The 18,109-nt window shown below is 64.0% G+C and carries 18 protein-coding genes; 9 read left to right on the top strand and 9 right to left on the bottom strand.

Annotated elements, in window-relative coordinates; translation table 11 throughout:
• Window positions 1-16: 16 nt before the first annotated feature.
• Window positions 17-1,378: a sensor histidine kinase gene (locus LB536_RS26475; protein WP_224597771.1), complete on the bottom strand. Its 1,362-nt coding sequence runs from the start codon at window positions 1,376-1,378 to the stop codon at window positions 17-19.
• Window positions 1,379-1,388: 10 nt separating this feature from the next.
• On the bottom strand, window positions 1,389-2,063 hold the full coding sequence (locus tag LB536_RS26470) for a response regulator transcription factor (RefSeq protein ID WP_224597768.1): 675 nt from the start codon (window positions 2,061-2,063) through the stop codon (window positions 1,389-1,391).
• Between the two features lie 292 nt (window positions 2,064-2,355).
• Between LB536_RS26470 and LB536_RS26465 the strand changes: the two genes are divergently transcribed.
• The 9 genes from LB536_RS26465 (at window position 2,356) to LB536_RS26420 (ending at window position 11,797) form a co-directional block, all read left to right on the top strand.
• A complete protein-coding gene (locus LB536_RS26465) occupies window positions 2,356-2,955 on the top strand; it encodes a class I SAM-dependent methyltransferase (RefSeq protein ID WP_224597765.1) in 600 nt (199 codons plus the stop codon).
• Entirely contained in the window at window positions 2,952-3,569 is a 618-nt protein-coding gene (locus tag LB536_RS26460) for a DedA family protein (RefSeq protein ID WP_224597764.1), read from the top strand. The genes LB536_RS26465 and LB536_RS26460 overlap by 4 nt, the downstream gene beginning before the upstream one ends.
• Before the next feature lie 81 nt (window positions 3,570-3,650).
• Window positions 3,651-4,556: a LysR substrate-binding domain-containing protein gene (locus LB536_RS26455; protein ID WP_140810834.1), complete on the top strand. Its 906-nt coding sequence runs from the start codon at window positions 3,651-3,653 to the stop codon at window positions 4,554-4,556.
• Between the two features lie 300 nt (window positions 4,557-4,856).
• Window positions 4,857-5,702, top strand: a complete 846-nt coding sequence (locus LB536_RS26445; protein WP_140810835.1) for a class I SAM-dependent methyltransferase — start codon at window positions 4,857-4,859, stop codon at window positions 5,700-5,702.
• 216 nt (window positions 5,703-5,918) lie between these two features.
• Complete coding sequence (locus LB536_RS26440) at window positions 5,919-7,073, top strand: ABC transporter substrate-binding protein (RefSeq protein WP_140810836.1); 1,155 nt, start codon at window positions 5,919-5,921, stop codon at window positions 7,071-7,073.
• Between the two features lie 196 nt (window positions 7,074-7,269).
• Complete coding sequence (locus tag LB536_RS26435) at window positions 7,270-8,268, top strand: ABC transporter ATP-binding protein (protein WP_224597762.1); 999 nt, start codon at window positions 7,270-7,272, stop codon at window positions 8,266-8,268.
• Between the two features lie 211 nt (window positions 8,269-8,479).
• On the top strand, window positions 8,480-9,445 hold the full coding sequence (locus tag LB536_RS26430; protein ID WP_140810840.1) for an ABC transporter permease: 966 nt from the start codon (window positions 8,480-8,482) through the stop codon (window positions 9,443-9,445).
• Complete coding sequence (locus tag LB536_RS26425) at window positions 9,435-10,250, top strand: ABC transporter permease (protein ID WP_140757991.1); 816 nt, start codon at window positions 9,435-9,437, stop codon at window positions 10,248-10,250. Before LB536_RS26430 ends, LB536_RS26425 begins: the two co-directional genes overlap by 11 nt.
• A gap of 119 nt (window positions 10,251-10,369) precedes the next feature.
• Window positions 10,370-11,797: a gamma-aminobutyraldehyde dehydrogenase gene (locus tag LB536_RS26420; protein ID WP_224597760.1), complete on the top strand. Its 1,428-nt coding sequence runs from the start codon at window positions 10,370-10,372 to the stop codon at window positions 11,795-11,797.
• Window positions 11,798-11,925: 128 nt separating this feature from the next.
• On the opposite strand, the gene LB536_RS26415 is transcribed toward LB536_RS26420, so the two are convergent.
• The 7 genes from LB536_RS26415 to fdhD all read right to left on the bottom strand — a co-directional run bounded on the left by LB536_RS26415 (window position 11,926) and on the right by fdhD (window position 17,856).
• On the bottom strand, window positions 11,926-13,335 hold the full coding sequence (locus LB536_RS26415; RefSeq protein WP_224597758.1) for an FAD-binding oxidoreductase: 1,410 nt from the start codon (window positions 13,333-13,335) through the stop codon (window positions 11,926-11,928).
• Between the two features lie 353 nt (window positions 13,336-13,688).
• Window positions 13,689-14,003: a hypothetical protein gene (locus LB536_RS26410; RefSeq protein WP_140810841.1), complete on the bottom strand. Its 315-nt coding sequence runs from the start codon at window positions 14,001-14,003 to the stop codon at window positions 13,689-13,691.
• 35 nt (window positions 14,004-14,038) lie between these two features.
• The gene (locus tag LB536_RS26405) at window positions 14,039-14,464 is read right to left on the bottom strand and encodes a nuclear transport factor 2 family protein (protein ID WP_224597756.1); all 426 of its coding nucleotides are present in this window, start codon (window positions 14,462-14,464) and stop codon (window positions 14,039-14,041) included.
• Window positions 14,465-14,483: 19 nt separating this feature from the next.
• The gene (locus tag LB536_RS26400; protein ID WP_140810842.1) at window positions 14,484-14,963 is read right to left on the bottom strand and encodes a carboxymuconolactone decarboxylase family protein; all 480 of its coding nucleotides are present in this window, start codon (window positions 14,961-14,963) and stop codon (window positions 14,484-14,486) included.
• Between the two features lie 106 nt (window positions 14,964-15,069).
• A complete protein-coding gene (locus LB536_RS26395; protein ID WP_224597754.1) occupies window positions 15,070-16,623 on the bottom strand; it encodes an alpha/beta fold hydrolase in 1,554 nt (517 codons plus the stop codon).
• Between the two features lie 107 nt (window positions 16,624-16,730).
• On the bottom strand, window positions 16,731-17,042 hold the full coding sequence (locus tag LB536_RS26390) for a formate dehydrogenase subunit delta (RefSeq protein ID WP_224597753.1): 312 nt from the start codon (window positions 17,040-17,042) through the stop codon (window positions 16,731-16,733).
• Entirely contained in the window at window positions 17,032-17,856 is an 825-nt protein-coding gene (gene fdhD / locus LB536_RS26385; protein ID WP_224597751.1) for a formate dehydrogenase accessory sulfurtransferase FdhD, read from the bottom strand. Before fdhD ends, LB536_RS26390 begins: the two co-directional genes overlap by 11 nt.
• Window positions 17,857-18,109: the final 253 nt, after the last annotated feature.

Below are 18,109 nucleotides of genomic sequence, written 5' to 3'. Positions count from 1 at the left end.
TGAACTCGCGGCGACGCTATGCCGGCAAAGCGCGAAAACTCATCCTGAAGCAGGCGCCGCTGGGCTTGCCATCGAGGATCTCGATGCGGCCGCCATGAAGATGCATGATTTCCTGCACGAGGTTGAGGCCGAGGCCGGCGCCATGATCCTGCGGGCGCAGCCGGTAGAAGGGCTCGAAAATGCGCTCCCGCTCGCCCGGCGGCACGCCGTCGCCTTCGTCCCGGACCTCTATGACGGCGGGCGTTGTGACGCCGACGGTGATCTTGCCGGCGCGGCCGCCATGCTCGATGGCGTTCTGGACGATGTTGGTCACCGCACGTTCGATCGCGGTGCGGTCGCCGGTTGCAAAAAGCGTGTCGCTGTCCGGCTCGAACGACATTTCGTAGCCGGCCGAGAACGCCATCGGCGCGAGGTCGACGATAACGCCGCGCGCGATCGCCACGAGATCGACCTTTTCGAAAGGCGATGTCTGCCGGTCGAGCCGCTGCAGGTCAAGCAACTGGTCGGTCAGCGTCGAAAGCCGTGCCGCATCCTGCAGCAGCCGTGCCCGTTCCGGTGTCGCCGGCAGCGAGGCCAGGCGCGTGTTGAGGATGGCGACCGGTGTCCTGAGCTCATGGGCGGCGTCGGTCAGGAAGCGCTTGTGGCGCTCATAGCCCTTGTCCAGCCGCGCAAGGGCTGCATTCACCGCCTTGACCAGCGGTGTCACTTCCGTCGGCACGTCCTTCAGCGGCAGCTGCACGCCACGCTGGTCGATGTCGATCCGTTCGGCCTCGGCGGCTGCATGGCCTAGGCCCGAAAGCGCGCCACGAACCACCCAGGGCGTCGCGAACAGCGTGGCCAGCGCCATCAGCCCGGCGAGCGGCAATATGCCTTGCAGGAAGAATTGCGGCGCCTGGCCGAGCAGGCGCAGCAGCGGAAGCCCGCCGTTGGTGCCGGTGAAGATCTGGACGTTGCCGGCCGCCGTGTCGGTCCAGCGGATCTTTCCCTCCGGCGGCGCGGATTGCCCGATTGCGTGGTCGATACGGGCGTCGCTGATAGTATCCAGCAATCCGGCGAAAGGCTGGAAGATGGGCGGCACGGTGCCCTCCTGCAGCCGCTGGCCCTGCTTGTCGCGGATGATGAACCAGAGATCGGGGACATCGGATCGCAGCTTCGCCAGGTCCGAGGTCTCGCGCAGGACGAGCTTGCCGCCTGCGTCACGCGCCACCGCATCCGCCAGCACGTCCATTGTGCCGTCCTCGTAATCGTGCGGAATGAGCCCGGTGGCGAGCAATGCGACGAGAATGCCGACGATGAGCAGGGTCAGCATGGCGCATTGCAGCAAGGCGATGCGCAGCACCAGGCTCCACTTCAGCGAACGCGGGCGCTTGGGACTCATCGCTTGGCGCTCATGTCGTCTCGCGCAGGAGATAGCCGACGCCGCGAATGCCGTTGATCGCCACCCCGGCATCGGCTTCGGCGAGCTTGCGGCGCAGGCGCGAGACGTGGGTGTCGAGCGCGTTGGACTGGATCTCGTCGTCGAGGCCGAACACCGCCTCCATCAGCGCCTCGCGCTGCACCATGCGGCCGGTGCGCCGCATCAGCGCCTCCAGCACCAGGAGTTCGCGGCGCGGCAGGCTGAGCGGTTCGGCGCGGATAGACGCTTCGCGATGCCCGACGTCGAGCACCAGATCGCCGGCGCGGATGAACTGCGACTGCAGCGGTGCCGGGCGCCTGAGCAGCGCGCGCAGGCGGGCCAGCAATTCCTCGAAGGCGAATGGTTTTGCCAGATAGTCGTCCGCGCCCATGTCCAGCCCATCGACCTTGTCCGATGTATCGCCTCTCGCCGTCAGCATCAGCACTGGCGTCGTGTTCTTGGCCGAACGCAATCTGGGAACCAGCGACAGCCCGTCGCCATCCGGCAACTGGCGGTCGAGCAGGATGGCGTCGTAGCTGTCGGCGGCAACGAAGCCTTCGGCTTCGTTGAGCGAGCCGGCGTGATCGACCACCATGTCGTGGCGCTTCAGCGCGGCACGCAAGGCGGAGACCATTTCAGGCTCGTCCTCGACCAGCAAGATTCGCATCGACAATTCTCCAGCAACGGCCTCGGGCGTTACCGCGCCAACATTGCGCAAACATGGCAAAGCCGAACGGCCGGAGGTCGACGAGCGCTTTCTTTGGCTCCGCGATATTGCGCAATGTCTATGCAACCCAGTCGCGGCAAACAGCGTCGGTCGGCGCGAATCGCCCATGCCGGCGAGAAGGCGTCGGGCCCGAATATGCAACAGGTCGGGCCCGACGTTGGAACGAAATGGCGCTGAAACGAATCAGTTGGCCACACAATCTGGCGTGCTGTTGTCCGGGATCGAGGTTACCATGCCTGTAAATGATGCTCTGTCTTTCCTCGCGGCGTGGACCGTGGCGCCGTTCAGGGTCGGCTCCGTCACGCCGTCCAGCTCCAGCCTGGCGGCATTGATGACGCGCGACATCGGACCCGAGACGGGCCCCGTGCTGGAGCTCGGTCCAGGAACCGGTCCTTTCACACGGGCGCTGCTGTCGCGCGGGGTGAAGGAGGAAGATTTGACGCTGATCGAATCCGATCCGGATTTTGCCGCGCTGCTCAAGCGTCGCTTTCCGGCCGCCCGGATATTCGAGATGGATGCCGTCGGTCTGCGCCATATGACGCTCTTCCACCGGCCGGTCATTGGTGCTGCCGTCAGCGGCTTGCCTTTCCGGCTGATTTCGCCGCGCAAGACGCTCGCCATTCTCGAAGGTGTTTTCGCCAATCTTCGCCCGGGCGGAGCGCTCTATCAGTTCACGCTCGGATGGCGCTGCCCGTTCGACCAGTCGCTGCTCGACAGGCTCGATCTCGAGGTTACGCGGGTTGGCCATACCTTTCGCAACTTCCCGCCGGCGACGGTCTATCGCATCGCCAGGATCAAGACGTCAGAAACCTACGACTGGCGCTTCGCATGACGGGACCGTTGTCAGCCATCCTCGGCTTCGGCCTGTTCGGCGTCTTCTGCCTCGCCTTCACCGAAAAGATCCTGCCGGTTCCGCCCTCGCATGTGTTGCTGCTGTTTCTCGGCATGACGGCGGCGCCTGACGGCGCGACGCTGGCGGTCCTGCTGGCGGTGACGACTTCCGCTTCCTTCGCCGGCTGCCTTGTCTGGTATGCGGTCGGCCGCCGGATCGGATTCGACCGCGCCGACAGGCTGATCGGACGAGCCGGCAGATATGTCTTCCTGCGCCCCGAAACCTATCGCAATCTTGGCCAGGCCTATCGCCGCAATCATGTCAGGGTGTCCTTGCTGGCACAGTTCATCCCGACGGTGCGCAATTACCTGCCGATCGCTGCTGGCGCGCTTTGTCTGCCTGCCTTGCCTTTCGCGACCGCGACACTGCTTGGCGCCACCACATGGAATGCGGCCTTTCTCCTGACCGGTTACGTCATGCGCGGCAGTGGCCAGGATTCCTTCGCGGTGGGCTTGCGCATCATCGTCGTCGTCGTGGCGCTGGAGACAGCCTTCATGCTTGCGCTGCGCTATGGCCCGACATGGCGACGCCGCATCAGGCTGATGCTCGGCTGACCGCGCTGCACCAATCTCCGGTCACGGGATAAGCTCCGCAGCCGGCTTTCCTTCGCTTGCCTGCCGGTGTTTAGTCCGGCCATGGCCTTCACCATCCGCCAGTTGCAGTTCTTCATCGCCGTCGCCGAGCAAGGCACGGTGTCGCGCGCGGCGCAAAACCTCTCCATTTCCCAATCGTCGGTCACCGAGGCGATCAAGGAACTTGAAAGCGATCTTGGCGTCGAGCTGTTCGAACGCCATCCGCGCGGTCTCAACATCACCCACAAGGGCCACCAGTTCCTGCGTCACGCGACAAAGATTCTCGCCGACGTGTCCGATGCGCGCCGCTCTTTTTCCGGCGAACAGGCCGTGGCGGGCGGGCGGCTGCAACTCGGCGTCACCTCGCTTGTCGCCGGCTACGTGCTGTCGGATCTGCTCTCACGCTACCGCCGCGCCTATCCGGGCGTCGAGGTCTCGGCCATCGAGGACAATGGCGACTACCTCGAACACCTGTTGATCGGCGGCAAGCTGGACATTGCAGTCATGGTCACCTCCAATTTGCGCGACCGCACTGCCCTGCAATCGGAAATCCTCGAAGTCTCGGCTTACCGGCTGTGGCTGCCGCTCGGCCATCCCTTGGCTGGCGCCGACATCATCGGCATCGGCGATATCGCCTCCGAACCGCTGATCATGCTGACCGTCGACGAGATCGAGGAGAACACCGGCAAGCTGCTGACGGCGATCGGCGCCAGGCCGCATGTCGCCTTCCGCACCCGTTCCGTGGAAGCCGTGCGCAGCCTGGTCGCCACCGGCGCCGGTGTGGCGCTGCTGCCCGACCTCGTCTACCGGCCCTGGTCGCTGGAAGGCGACCGCATCGAATCGCGCGACATTTCGGGCTCCTTGCCGGTGGTGCAGGTCGGCATGGTCTGGCGGCGGGGCTCCGGCCTGCCGCAGGCGGCCCGCGACTTCGTCGGCCTTGCCCAGTCGCAGCGGACGGTCCGCCGCTAGTCTGGTGTGGCCTACTCCAGGCTGACGCCTGGTGTGGCCTACTCCAGGCTGACGTCGCCAGTCTTGCGCACGATCAAGGCGAGCCGTTCCAGGACGGTCGGGTCGAACAAGCCGCGCAGGCTGCGACGGCCGATCGAAGCGATGAGGCCCTTATCCTGGTAGTAGCGAAGTGTCAGGCGGGCACGCCGGTGCGGCGCGGCACTTTGGCAATGTCGATATCTTTTATGCTTGACCTCAAGTCGGCTCGGACTCGTAGAATGTCGCGACGATCGGTGAGAGCAACAGAAAGTGAGGCCCGTTATGCCGCAATCCGCGCAGCCAAACACACGCCAAGCCGCGCTCTGGAACGACGTCAGCGGGAAGGCCTGGGTCGAGATGCAGCCGATCCTCGACGAGATACTGGCACCGTTGGAGCGGCTGGTGGTCGATGCCGGCTATCCCGGGGAGGGGGGCAATGTCCTGGACATCGGCTGCGGCGCTGGCGCCACAACCCTGACGATGGCGCGCCGCGTGGGCAACGACGGAAATTGTGTTGGGCTCGACATCTCGCGGCCGCTTGTCGCCCTGGCGACGGAGCGCGCGCGGGTGGAAGGGGCAGCAAACGCAAGTTTCGAAGTGGGCGATGCCCAGGCGCATGCGTTCGAACCAGGACGCTTCGACGCTGTTGTCTCGCGCTTTGGTGTTATGTTCTTCGATGATCCAGTGGCCGCGTTCTCCAATATAAGACAAGCCGCAAGGCGCGGTGGCAAACTCGCCTTTGTTGCTTGGCGCAGTCCGGTCGAGAATGATTTCATGACGACCGCCGCGCGAGCGGCTGAGCCTTTCCTGCCGCCCGCACCCGCGCCAGATCCCGATGCGCCGGGACAGTTTGCCTTGGCCGACGGCGCCAAGGTGAAGCGGATCCTTGAAGCGAGCGGCTGGTCATCAATCGAAGTCGAACAGGCGAACGTCCTGTGTCGGATCGCAGAAGGCGATTTGATGACGTTTGCCACCCGGCTAGGGCCGGTCGCCGCCACGCTGCGCGAAGTTGACCGGGCAACGGCCGAAAAAATCACTACGGTGTTGCCTGCTGCGTACGCGCCTTTCGTGAAGGATGGTGAGGCCCGCTTCAATGCCGCCTGCTGGCTTGTGACGGCGCTGGCTTGAAGGGCGTCTTGCTATCGGAAAAACCGATATCGCCTTTCTGATAAATGAATTTGCGAAACCGGAATTTTCAAAGCACCTTCCCTTCAAGGGAGCAAAGCCGCCACCAGAGCGACATGCGTCCGTCGGACGAACTGATACTTTTTCAGTCCGCGCGTTGACCTTGGCGAAAACCGAAACCGGTTTTCGGAGGCCGGGCGCCAAAATGGGAGATCGATGATGAATTCATTCCTGAAGTCATGCACCGCGCTGACGGTCGCGCTGACCTTTTCCGGGCAGGCCGTTGCCCAGGTCAAGGAACTCGGCAAGGGCGAAGGCCAGGTCAACATCGTTGCCTGGCCGGGCTATATCGAGCGCGGCGAGACCGACAAGGGCTATGACTGGGTCACCGCCTTCGAAAAGGAGAGCGGCTGCAAGGTCAACGTCAAGACCGCCAACACGTCGGATGAGATGGTGTCGCTGATGAACGAGGGCGGCTTCGACCTCGTCACCGCTTCGGGCGATGCTTCGCTGCGCCTCGTCGCCGGCAAGCGCGTGCAGCCGATCAACACCGATCTCATCCCAAGCTGGAAGACGGTCGACGACCGGCTGAAGGACGCGCCCTGGTTCACCGTCGACAAGGTGCATTACGGCATCCCCTATCAGTGGGGTCCCAACATCCTGATGTACAACACCGAGGTGTTCAAGGAAGCGCCGAAGAGCTGGAACGTCGTCTTCGAGGAAATGAAGCTGCCGGACGGAAAGTCCAACAAAGGCCGCGTCCAGGCCTATGACGGGCCGATCCACATCGCCGACGCCGCCAACTACCTGATGTTCCACAAGCCGGAACTCGGCATCAAGGATCCCTACGAACTGAACGAGGACCAGTACAAGGCCGCGCTCGAATTGCTGCGCGTCCAGCGCACGCTGGTCGGCCGCTACTGGCATGACGCCGCCATCCAGGTCGACGATTTCCAGAATGAAGGCGTGGTCGCCTCGGGCTCGTGGCCCTATCAGGTCAACACGCTGGTCGCCGCCAAGAAGCCGGTTGCCTCGACCGTGCCGGAAGAAGGCGTCACCGGCTGGGCAGACACCACGATGATGGAAGCCGACGCGGCCCATCCGAACTGCGCCTATATGTGGCTCGAGCATTCGCTGGCGCCGAAGGTGCAGGGCGATGTCTCGGCCTGGTTCGGCTCGCTCCCGGTCGTGCCGGCCGCCTGCAAAGGCAACGAGCTGCTCGGCGAGGAAGGTTGCAAGACCAACGGCTACGACAATTTCGACAAGATCAAGTTCTGGAAGACGCCGGTCTCGAAATGCGCCACCCAGAACGACCAGTGCGTGCCCTACTACCGCTGGGTGTCGGACTATATCGGCGTCATCGGCGGACGATAATTTTCGCTTCGTTTCGTCGATAGTTGGCGCTGCCCGTCACCCTTGCCCTCTCCCCGTGAAGAACGGGGAGAGGGGATCATCGGCGTTGAAGCGCGTCCCTTCTCCCCGTCTCAATACGGGGAGAAGGTGCCGGCAGGCCGATGAGGGGCAGCGCCAACGCCCAAGATTTGACGAGCCTGACAGATCAGGACACCACATGACCCCAGCCGTTTCCTTTCAAAAAGTCTCGCGCCATTTCGGCAGCGTTCGCGCTGTCGACGCTGTCGACCTCGACATTGTACCAGGCGAATTCTTCGCCATGCTCGGGCCGTCCGGTTCCGGCAAGACGACGTGCCTGCGCCTGATCGCCGGTTTCGAGCAGCCGACATCGGGTTCGATCTCGATCTTCGGTGAACGCGCCGAGGGCGTGCCCCCCTACCGCCGCAACGTCAACACCGTGTTCCAGGACTACGCGCTGTTCCCACATCTCAACGTGCTCGACAACGTCGCCTACGGGCTGATGGTCAAGCGTGTCGGCAAGGCCGAGCGGCACAAGGCGGCGGAAGAAGCGCTGTCGCTGGTGCGGCTGCCCGGCTATGGCGCGCGCCGGCCCGGCCAGCTTTCCGGCGGCCAGCGCCAGCGTGTCGCGCTGGCGCGTGCGCTGGTCAACCAGCCCAAGGTGCTGCTGCTCGACGAACCGCTCGGCGCGCTGGACCTCAAGCTGCGCGAAAACATGCAGGAGGAGCTGAAATCGCTGCAGAAGGCGCTCGGCATCACCTTCGTCTTCGTCACCCATGACCAGGGCGAGGCGCTGTCGATGGCCGACCGCGTCGCCGTCTTCAACGATGGCAAGATCATGCAGATCGGCACGCCGGAGGACATCTATCAGCGGCCGAGCACGCGCTTCGTCGCCGATTTCGTCGGTTCCTCGAACGTGCTGCCGCCGGATTTCGTCCAGCGTTATTCCGGCCAGCAACGCTGGGGGAGTCTCAGGCCTGAATCCATTCGCGTCGGCCGCGCCGCGAGCGGCGAGGGCGTCGCTGCGCGCCTCGTCTCGACCAACTATCTCGGCGCCACGACCAGGCTGGCGCTTGATGCCGACGGGTTGAAACTGCACGCCGTGGTGCCTGCCGGCACTGCCTTGCCGGCGGAGGGCGAGGCGGTGGTGCTGACGTTCAATCGCGAGCACCTGCATTTGATGGACGAGCCGGCATGATGAAGGTTTGCGCGATGCGCCCCCCTCTGTCCTGCCGGACATCTCCCCCTCTAGGGGGGAGATCGGATGTCGCATCGGCCTTCGCCAATCTCCAACGTCTGAAGGCTGGCGCCGCGCACGAGCTGCCAATCTCCCCCCACGTGGGGGAGATGTCCGGCAGGACAGAGGGGGGCGCGACGGATCACGGCGTTAGCAGAACTGTGCATCTGTCATGACCATCACCGCCCTCAACCCCAATCCCGTCCCCGCCATCCTGCCCGGCAGCGGCGGCATGCGCGGTGCGCTCTCCGACCTCTTCTGGCGTAGGCCGCAAGTCCTGCTGCTGCTCATGCTTTTGCCGCCGGTTCTGTGGCTCGGCATCGTCTATATCGGCTCGCTGTTCGCGCTTTTGGCGCAGAGCTTCTTCTCCATCGACGAGTTCTCCGGCCTCATCAACCGCCAGTTGACGCTGAAGACCTATGGCGACCTTTTGCAGGCCGCCAACCTCGACATCATCCTGCGCACGGTGACGATGGCGGCCCTGGTCACGCTGGCTTCGGCCATCGTCGCCTTCCCCATTGCCTACTACGCGGCGCGCTATGCACGCGGCCGCTGGAAGGCGCTGTTCTATCTCGGCGTCATGCTGCCGCTGTGGTCGAGCTACCTGGTCAAGATCTATGCCTGGAAGCTGATCCTGGCCAAGGAAGGCATTCTCACCTGGCTGCTCGCCAAGCTGCATTTGTTGTGGCTGCTCGATGCCTGGCTGTCGCTGCCCGTGGTCGGCGGCAATTCGCTGTCGGTGTCGTTCACCGGCACCTTCATCGTCTTCGTCTATGTCTGGCTGCCTTTCATGATCCTGCCGGTCCAGGCGGCACTCGAGCGCGTGCCCGGCAATCTGGTCGAGGCGTCGTCCGATCTCGGCGCCTCGCCCGGCCAGACCTTCCGCAACGTGCTGTTCCCGCTGGCGCTGCCCGGCATCGTCGCCGGCTCGATCTTCACCTTCTCGCTGACATTGGGAGATTACATCATCCCGCAGATCATCGGCACCTCGCGCCTGTTCATCGGGCAGGCCGTCTATTCGCAGCAAGGCACCGCCGGCAACATCCCGCTCGCCGCCGCCTTCACCGTGGTGCCCATCGTCATCATGGGTTTCTACCTCTGGGGCGCCAAGCGCATGGGGGCCTTCGATGCGCTCTGATCGTGGTCAATCCGCTCCCGTCGGCCTCAAGATCGCGGCCGCCTGCGGCCTGCTCTTCCTGCATCTGCCGATCCTGCTGATCTTCGTCTATGCCTTCACCACCGAGGAGAAGAGCTTCGTCTGGCCGCCGCCCGGGCTGACCACGCAATGGTTCGCCGTCACCTGGAACCGGCCCGATGTCTGGGAAGCGCTGTCGCTGTCGGTCCGCGTCGCCGCTATCTCGACCACGATTGCTCTGGTGCTCGGCACGCTGTGCGCCGCCGCCGTGTCGCGGACGAAATTCTTCGGCCGCGAAACCATCTCGCTGCTGGTCATCCTGCCCATCGCACTGCCCGGCATCATCACCGGCATCGCGCTGCGCTCGGCCTTCGCGCTCGCCGACATCCCGTTCTCGTTCTGGACGATCGTGCTCGGCCACGCCACTTTCTGCGTGGTCGTCGTCTACAACAATGCGGTCGCCCGTTTCCGCCGCACCTCGGGCTCGATGATCGAAGCTTCGATGGATCTCGGCGCCGACGGCTTTCAGACCTTCCGCCATGTCGTGCTGCCCAACATCGCCACCGCATTGCTCGCCGGCGGCATGCTCGCCTTCGCTTTGTCCTTTGACGAAGTCATCGTCACCACCTTCACCGCCGGCCAGCAACAGACCGTGCCGATCTGGATGCTGGAAGAGCTGATCCGTCCGCGCCAGCGCCCGGTCACCAATGTCGTCGCCATGGTCGTCGTCCTGGTGACGCTGCTGCCGATCCTGTTTGCCTACTACCTGACCCGCGACGGCGACCAGATCGCCGGAAGCGGGAAATGAAAGAAGTGAGTGGTGAGTAGTGAGTAGGGAATAGCCGAATCCACGGTGGAAACTCATCCACTACTCACTACTCACTACTCACTACTCACTACTCACTACTTCTGCCCAAGGAGAATCCAATGGACACCCAGATGCTGATCGGCTCGAAATTCGAGAAGGGCACCGAGACCGAGGAGCCGATCCTCAATCCAAAGACCGGGGCGACCATTCTCAACCTGCCCGAGGCCAGCCAGGCGCAGATCGAGGCGGCAGTCATTGCCGCCGAACAAGCGTTCGTCTTGTGGTCGCGCACCACGCCGGCGCAGCGCTCCGGCTATCTCCTGAAGATCGCCGACCGCATCGAGGCCGAGGCCAGGGAATTCGCCACGCTCGAGGCGTTGAACTGCGGCAAGCCGATCAACGCCGTACTCAATGACGAAATCCCGGCGATCGTCGACTGCTACCGCTTCTTCGCCGGCGCGGTCCGCTCCATGCCGGGTGTCGTCGCGGGCGAATATCTGCCCGGCCACACCTCCATGGTGCGGCGCGATCCGATCGGCATCGTCGCCTCGATCGCGCCGTGGAACTATCCGCTGGTGATGATGGCCTGGAAGCTGGCGCCGGCGATCGCTGGCGGCAACACCGTCGTCTTCAAGCCGTCGGAGCAGACGCCGCTGACGGCGCTGAAACTGGCCAGGATCCTGGCCGAAATCCTGCCCGAAGGCGTCGTCAATGTCGTGCTTGGCCGGGGCGACAGCGTCGGCAACACGCTGATCAATCACCCCAAGGTTAATATGATCTCGATCACCGGTGACGTCGCCACCGGCAAGAAGGTGCTGCAGGCCGCCGCCAAGTCGGTCAAGCGCACGCATCTGGAACTCGGCGGTAAGGCGCCGGTCATCGTCTTCGACGACGCAGACCTCGGAGCCGTCGTCAACGGCCTGCGCGCCTTCGGCTATTACAATGCCGGCCAGGACTGCACCGCCGCCTGCCGCATCTATGCCGGCAAGAAGATCTACGACAAGCTCGTCGCCGACCTCTCCACCGCCGTCTCGACGATCAAATACAACCAGCCCGACGACACCGAGAACGAGATCGGGCCGCTGATCTCGCGCCGCCAGCGCGACCGCGTCTCGAGCTTCGTCGAGCGTGCCTCGGAACTGAAGCACATCGAGATCACCACCGGCGGCAAGCCGGGCGAGGGCACCGGCTTCTACTATCAACCGACCGTCGTCGCCGGCGCGCTGCAGGAGGACGAGATCGTGCGCCGCGAAGTGTTCGGCCCAGTCGTCTCCATTACCCGGTTCTCGGAGGTCGACGACGCTGTGAACTGGGCCAATGACAGCGATTATGGCCTAGCGTCTTCGGTATGGACGAAGGACGTTTCACGCGCCATGGCAACGGCTGCCCGCCTGCAATATGGCTGCACCTGGATCAACACGCATTTCATGCTGACCAACGAGATGCCGCATGGCGGACTGAAACAGTCCGGCTACGGCAAGGACATGTCGCTCTACGCGCTGGAGGACTACACCGCCGTGCGCCATGTCATGGTGGCTCACGGGTAAGGGGATATCGCATCGCGGCGCTGACGCCCTTTGTCTGAAGGAGGGCGTCAGCGTTACTATACTCTCTATAAGGCCCTGCCTTTGACGGAGGGAAGACCGCCTAAGCGGCATAAGCAGCGATCCGCCAGCTAAGCCGCCGTCCTGCCTTGTACCCCGGATGGCGCGGGCTTGATGTTCTGATTGACCCGAAAGACGTTGGATGGGTCATAGGTCCGCTTCACCTGGCTCAGCCGCTCGTAATTCGCGCCATAGCTTGCCCGCAAGCGCGCTTCCCCTTCGTCCTCCATCATGAAATTCACGTAGCCGCCTTCGCCATTGTGGGGATGGATGCGCGCCCAGTAATTCTTGGCCCACTTGGTGAGGTCGGCCGCCTTGCCCGGATCGGGATCGATGCCGGCTATGACCATTGACCAGCTTGCGTCGCGTGCGTTCCAGGCAGTCTCGTCCTTGCCGACGCGGCGCACGGCGCCGTCTATCGGGTAAAGATGCATGAGAGACAATTCGCTGGGCGCTTGCGCGGCCTGCGCGATATGGGTCGCGATGGCTTCGTCGGGAAGCGACTTGACGAAATCGCCCTTCCAATACCATTGCAGGCCCTTCGGAAGCAGCGGATCGAACAGCGCCTGCAACGCCGGGTACGGCATGACGCCCATCCAGTTGAAGATCGGCGGCGGCAAGTTGTCCAGCAGCGGCGCCATCGCCTTGCGCCCGTCTTCCTCCGTGCCGTTGTAGCAGGAGATGATGGCGCAGGCGCGCTTGCCCCAATACTCGCGCGGGAAGGGATCGGTCGAGGGCACGGACTTCAGGCCGACAAAAGCACCGAGGTCTTCCGGCGCCCCCGGTAGGTAGTCGCGATAGACCTGCATGACGGCCTGAGCATCCTTGGCCTCCCAGAATACCGGGCCGCCGAAGATCATGTTCACAGGATGGGCCCGGAACAGGAAGCTGGTCACGACGCCGAAATTGCCGCCGCCGCCCCGCAGCGCCCAGAACAGGTCGGGATTCTCGCTTTTGCTGGCCCTCACCACGCTGCCATCGGCCAGCACCAGATCGGCTTCGACAAGATTGTCGATGGTGAGACCGTATCTGCGCGTGAGATAGCCCGTCCCTCCGCCGAGAGTAAGGCCGGCAACGCCCGTGGTCGAGACGATGCCGAACGGGACGGCGAGCCCGAAAGCATGGGTGGCGTGGTCCACGTCACCGGACGTGCAGCCGGGCGCGACCCTCACGGTGCGCCTGTTCGGGTCGACATGGACCCCCTTCATCGTCGACAGGTCGATGACGAGGCCGTTGTCGCAAATTCCCAATCCGGCACCATTGTGCCCTCCGCCGCGCACGGCGATCAGGAGGTCGTTGTCGCGCGCGTATCTCACGGCGGTGATCACGTCGGCGACATCGGCGCAGCGTGCGATCAGCAGCGGGTGCTTTTCGATCATGCCGTTGTAGATCTTGCGTGCTTCGTCATATCCGGCATCGTCACGCAGGATCAGCCCCCCGCGCAGGTTTTCACGCAGTTTTGCATGGGTTTCGTCGGTCATCGGTTTTCTCCCTTTGATTGCGCCGGCGCTATGCGGCGTCGGCGCGACGCATCTTGTTGCTTCGTTGTGCCGCCTCCCTCGGGGCGGATGCGTTGGATGGAGCAGAGGCGAGTACATTGCACCGATCCTGTCCCCGCTGCTTCGCCCGAAAGGGCCAATGGGCAATGGCCCAGGAGAGCCATGGCGGGCAGCCGGAAGCCGCCGAAGAGATTGACCGTATAGGAGAGCGGGAGCCACGCCTCGTGGCTTTGCCTTTATCGCATGGCGCATGATGAAGGTGGCCGCCGCCTCGCAGCCACCCTCCTTGGTACTCGCCGCCTCCCAGGGGCTGGGCCACGGCTATCCGACATCAACTATTCGACGATACGGAAAATCTGCCACAGGCTGGTGCCTGACACGACATAGGGCTCCAACTCCTTGCCCCATTTGGCGTGCGCGTCGATCTTGCCGATCTTGGCGAAGAACGCCTCCAACTGGGCGAGGCTCTCGACCTGGTGGTGAGACTCGACCGTCGCTTCGCGCGCGCCGATCGAGCCGGTCATGATCTGGAACTCGAGGTCGGCGAGACCAACCTGTGAGCCGATCTCGCGTTCCCATTTTCGCATCAGTTCGAGCACGGTCTGCTTGTGTCCGAACCTGGCGTCGATCTGCCATCTGGCGCTGAACATCTTGTCCTCCGTTGTTTCGGCATGGCCGCGTTTGACTACTCGTCCCAGGCCTGCACGACGGTTTGCCGCGCGATCTGCCCGTTCTTGAGTTCCAGCATCGCCGCGGCGAACACCTTCGTGCCGTCCGGATAGGCGCAGGCCTGGGTAAAGGCCAGGCTGTCGCCGTCGGCGATGGTTGCATCGACCTTGTGGGTCATCGCGCGGCTGCAGATATCGTCCCAGAACATCGTGATCGCCGCGCGTCCGCGGATTTCGCGTGGCTTGCTCGGCGGGTTGTTGCGGTCGATCACCCGCACCAGCGCGTCGTCCGCATAGAAGCTCGACAGCATCTTTCCATCACGGCCTTCGATCGCCTTCTTGATCGCCGCGCCGTCCACTGTCTGGGTCTTGGTCAGCATTTTGTCCTCCATATGCCCGTCGTTGCGATCGGGCGGTTCATGCTTTGAGGTGTCGCCCGGCACTCATCGCCGGGCCGGGTCGTCACTGCGACTTGGCCTTGACGGCCGCGAACACGTCGTCGGTCTGTTTCTTGAAGGTCGCGAGATCGACCTGGCTGCCGTTGAGGATCGTCGACCAATGGCGCACGATTGCCGCCATCGCGATCGTCTCCTTGATCTCCTCGTCGCTGGCGCCGTTGAGCTTGGCGGCTTCGGTGTGGAAATAGATGCAGTACTGGCACGGGATCTGCGACGCGACCGCGAGCCCCATCAACTCCTTGGTCTTACCATCAAGCGCGGTCTTGGGGTTGAGCTGCACACCCTTGATCTCGGCCCAGGCGCCGGCGATGGCGACATCAGGCAGTGTCCTGAACATGTCCGGCACCGAGCCGAGCGTCGCCCGGATGTCCTTGTAGGCGGCGGTCGCCGATGCATCCTCTGCTCTTACGGGAGAGGTCGTGGTCAGCACGCCAATGCCTGCCACGACCATAAGGGATCTGACATTCAGTTTTGACTTGAGCATCTCATCCTCCGTTCGCAGCGCCTTTCGGCGATATCCGCCTGGACTGCATGGGGAATTGATAGCGCTTACACCGGTGTGCCTGCTTCGCCCGAAAGCGCCATGGCTCTCATGGCCCGTCCGGGCCAGTCTGCCTGGCGGAAAATGCCGCCGCCGCCGCTCGCGATGGCAGGTCGAGCTTGAGCAATATGTTGGCGACGTGGCGCTTGACCGTGTGCTCGCTCAGCCTGAGTTCGGCGGCGATCGCGGCATTGCTCTTGCCGTCGGCGATCAGGCTCACCACCTCGCTCTCGCGCGCGGTCAGGCAAGCCGGTTCGCTCGCCTTGGCCTTGGGACGACAAGCCGGCTCCAGGTGCTGTTCGGACATCGCAAGGACCAGCGCCATGGGCTCGTCCAGTTCGTCGATGCTGACACGGCCAGCGTCGGCGAAATGAAGCCCCGAGCCGGCTGCGAGGTCGGCGACCAGCCTCGACGCCAATATCTCGCCGCGCCCGGCGTGAGCGGCGAGTTGGATCGTCACGCGGCCCGTCAATCCTGCGGGGGGGCCGCGCAATTCGATCTCGCCGACATGCGCCCCTTGCGCGCTTGCCACACCGATTTGTTGCGCCGCGTCGCGCAATGCCGCCGCGCAGCGCAAGGCCCGCCCCGGGCCGTCGAAGCGCGAAATCATCATTTCGCCATGCACATCCGTGCAGCGCCCGCCATGGCGGCCCACAAGTGCCCGCCATATCTCGTGGAAATGCTCGCTGCGTTCGCTCCACATCCTGTCGCCAAGCCGTGCCGTGTCGTAGATGCGTGTCACCAGAAGCGCCGCCAGAACGCGCTCCGCTTCCCCCACGGCGCGTTCGCCGGTCAGGAATTCCTCGATCAGGTCGGCCACCCGGTCGACATCGCCGGTCCAGATCGGATGGTCGCGCCCCGGGATTTCGACCAGTCGCGCGTTGGGAATCTTCCTGGCCAGAAAACGGCTGGCGTCGGGGTCGACCCGCACATCGTTGCGGCGATGGATCAGCAGCGTCGGCGCGCTGATCGCCGCCAGCACGCCGCGCACATCGATCTCGGCGTTCATCCGCGCCAGTGCCACCGCTGCAGTCGGGCTCGCCGACAGTCGTTCGAAGCGGGCCCACCAGTTTGAGAACCGGGCGTCATCAACCCGGCCTGGCGCGAAATTGGGCAAGGTGGCGCCAGTGCCCCAAGCCGTCTCGGCCATCGCGATGAAGGCGTCCAGACGCTCCGGTGGCATCACCCATTTGTGGAAATGCGCATAGCCGCCATAGAGCGTCAGCGCCCGCGTCCGCTCCGGATAGGTGGCGGCGAACAGCATGGCCAGCGGCGCGCCTTCGGAAGCGCCAAGCAGGGCAGCACGGCCGCTGCCCGCCGCATCCATCACCGCTCGCACATCGTCCATACGGGTTTCGAGGCTGGGCAGGTGATGGACATCGACGCGATCGGAGAGACCCGTGCCGCGCTTGTCGAACAGGATTAGTCGGGAGAAGGCCGAAAGCCGCTTCAGGAGCCGGGTATAGCCCTCGTCTTCCCAATGCAGGTCGAGATTGGAGATGAAGCCCGGCACGAAGATGAGGTCGAACGATCCCTGGCCGACCACCTGATAGGCGATCCGCACCTCGCCGCTAAGGGCGTATCGGGTTTCGATCGGCCTCACGAGATTGTCCGCCCGGCCTGACGATTTCTGATCGCCAACCATAGCAGAGCCGCGCCGGTTGCGGCAGCTTAAACTTTAGCAAAGAGCAATATAAGCCGGCGCTGGGGCTATCTCTGCGACGCCGCGACGTCGCCCGGAAAGGCGTCGAGCCCGAGCTTGAGATCGGCTTCCGCCGACGTGATCGGCCGTTTGATCTTAGCCGAAGCCGCCACGACCAGTTCGTCGAAGCCCTCACCGCCGCTGTCCAGCATCTCGAAGAACTGGCGCCGCATTCTCGGCTCCCAGAATTTGTTGATATGCTCGGCGACGCCGGCAACGCCTTCCTCGCGTGGCCTGGAGTGGAAAAAGGCGGCGATCTGGTTGGCCATGCGCACCAGCTTTTCCCGTGTGCTGATGATGTGCTCTTCGTCATGCGACATGCTGGGTAACTCCGGAGATCACCCGGTCAGGGTGGGTAAAAACATCGAAATCGTCGCCGCGCACCAACGCCACCAGTGTCATGCCGGCTTCTTGCGCCGTGCGGATGGCAAGGGCGGTGGGAGCGGAAACGGCGATGATGAAGGCCGAACCGATCGCCGCCGTCTTCTGCACCATCTCGACCGAAACACGGCTGGTCACCACGACGGCGCCCGATGCGCCATCGATATTGGCCTTGGCCAGCGCGCCCGCCAGCTTGTCCAGCGCATTGTGGCGGCCGACATCCTCGCGCGCCATGATGACGCCCTTGCCCGGTACGTAGAAGCCGGCGGCATGCACGGCGCCGGTCTCGGTGTGCAGCGGCTGCACCTTCGACAGCAACTTGACCGAGCGGGTGATGTCTTCGGCATTGAGTGTAAGTTTCGACGCACCGACCGCATCGACCGAGCGCATCGCCTCCTCGATGGATTCGATGCCGCAGAGCCCGCAGCCGACCGGTCCGGCAAGCCGCCGCCGCCGCGCCTCGAAGCGCGTATTGGCCTGGTCCTTCAGCCGGATCTGAATGTCGATGCCGGCGCCATGATCTTCCACTTCGATGGCTTCGATCTCGTCAGGCACAGCGATGATGCCTTCGGTCAGCGAGAAGCCGAGCGCGAAATCCTCGAAATCGGCGGGGCTCGCCATCATCACCGCATGCGTGGTACCGGCAAAGGAGAACGCCACCGGCGTCTCCTCCGGCACCATGCGGCGGGCCGCAGCCGTGCCGCTGGCGCGGTGGGCCAGTCTGGAGATCTGGGTGATAGGAGAGCGGGTCACGAGGCGCCAACCTCTGGCCTGCCGGCCATTTCGCTCAGGAAGCGCCGAAGGTTTTTTGCTTCAATCGGCGATTGCTCTCCCAGGCCGCCCCCCACTCCGTCGCTGCTTCGCAGCGCCACCTCTCCCCCCTCCGGAGGGAGAGGAAGGGTGCCTCCCGGCAGAAGCTCGCACCTTTCCTCTCCCCCGTCGATCGGGGGAGAGGTGTCGAGCGAAGCTCGACGGAGTGGGGATCGATCAACCGTCAAGATTGAAG

The sequence above is a fragment of the Mesorhizobium sp. ES1-3 genome, from assembly GCF_020164795.1.
Classification (GTDB): Bacteria; Pseudomonadota; Alphaproteobacteria; order Rhizobiales; family Rhizobiaceae; genus Mesorhizobium.
This window is presented reverse-complemented; position numbering and strand designations above follow the sequence as displayed.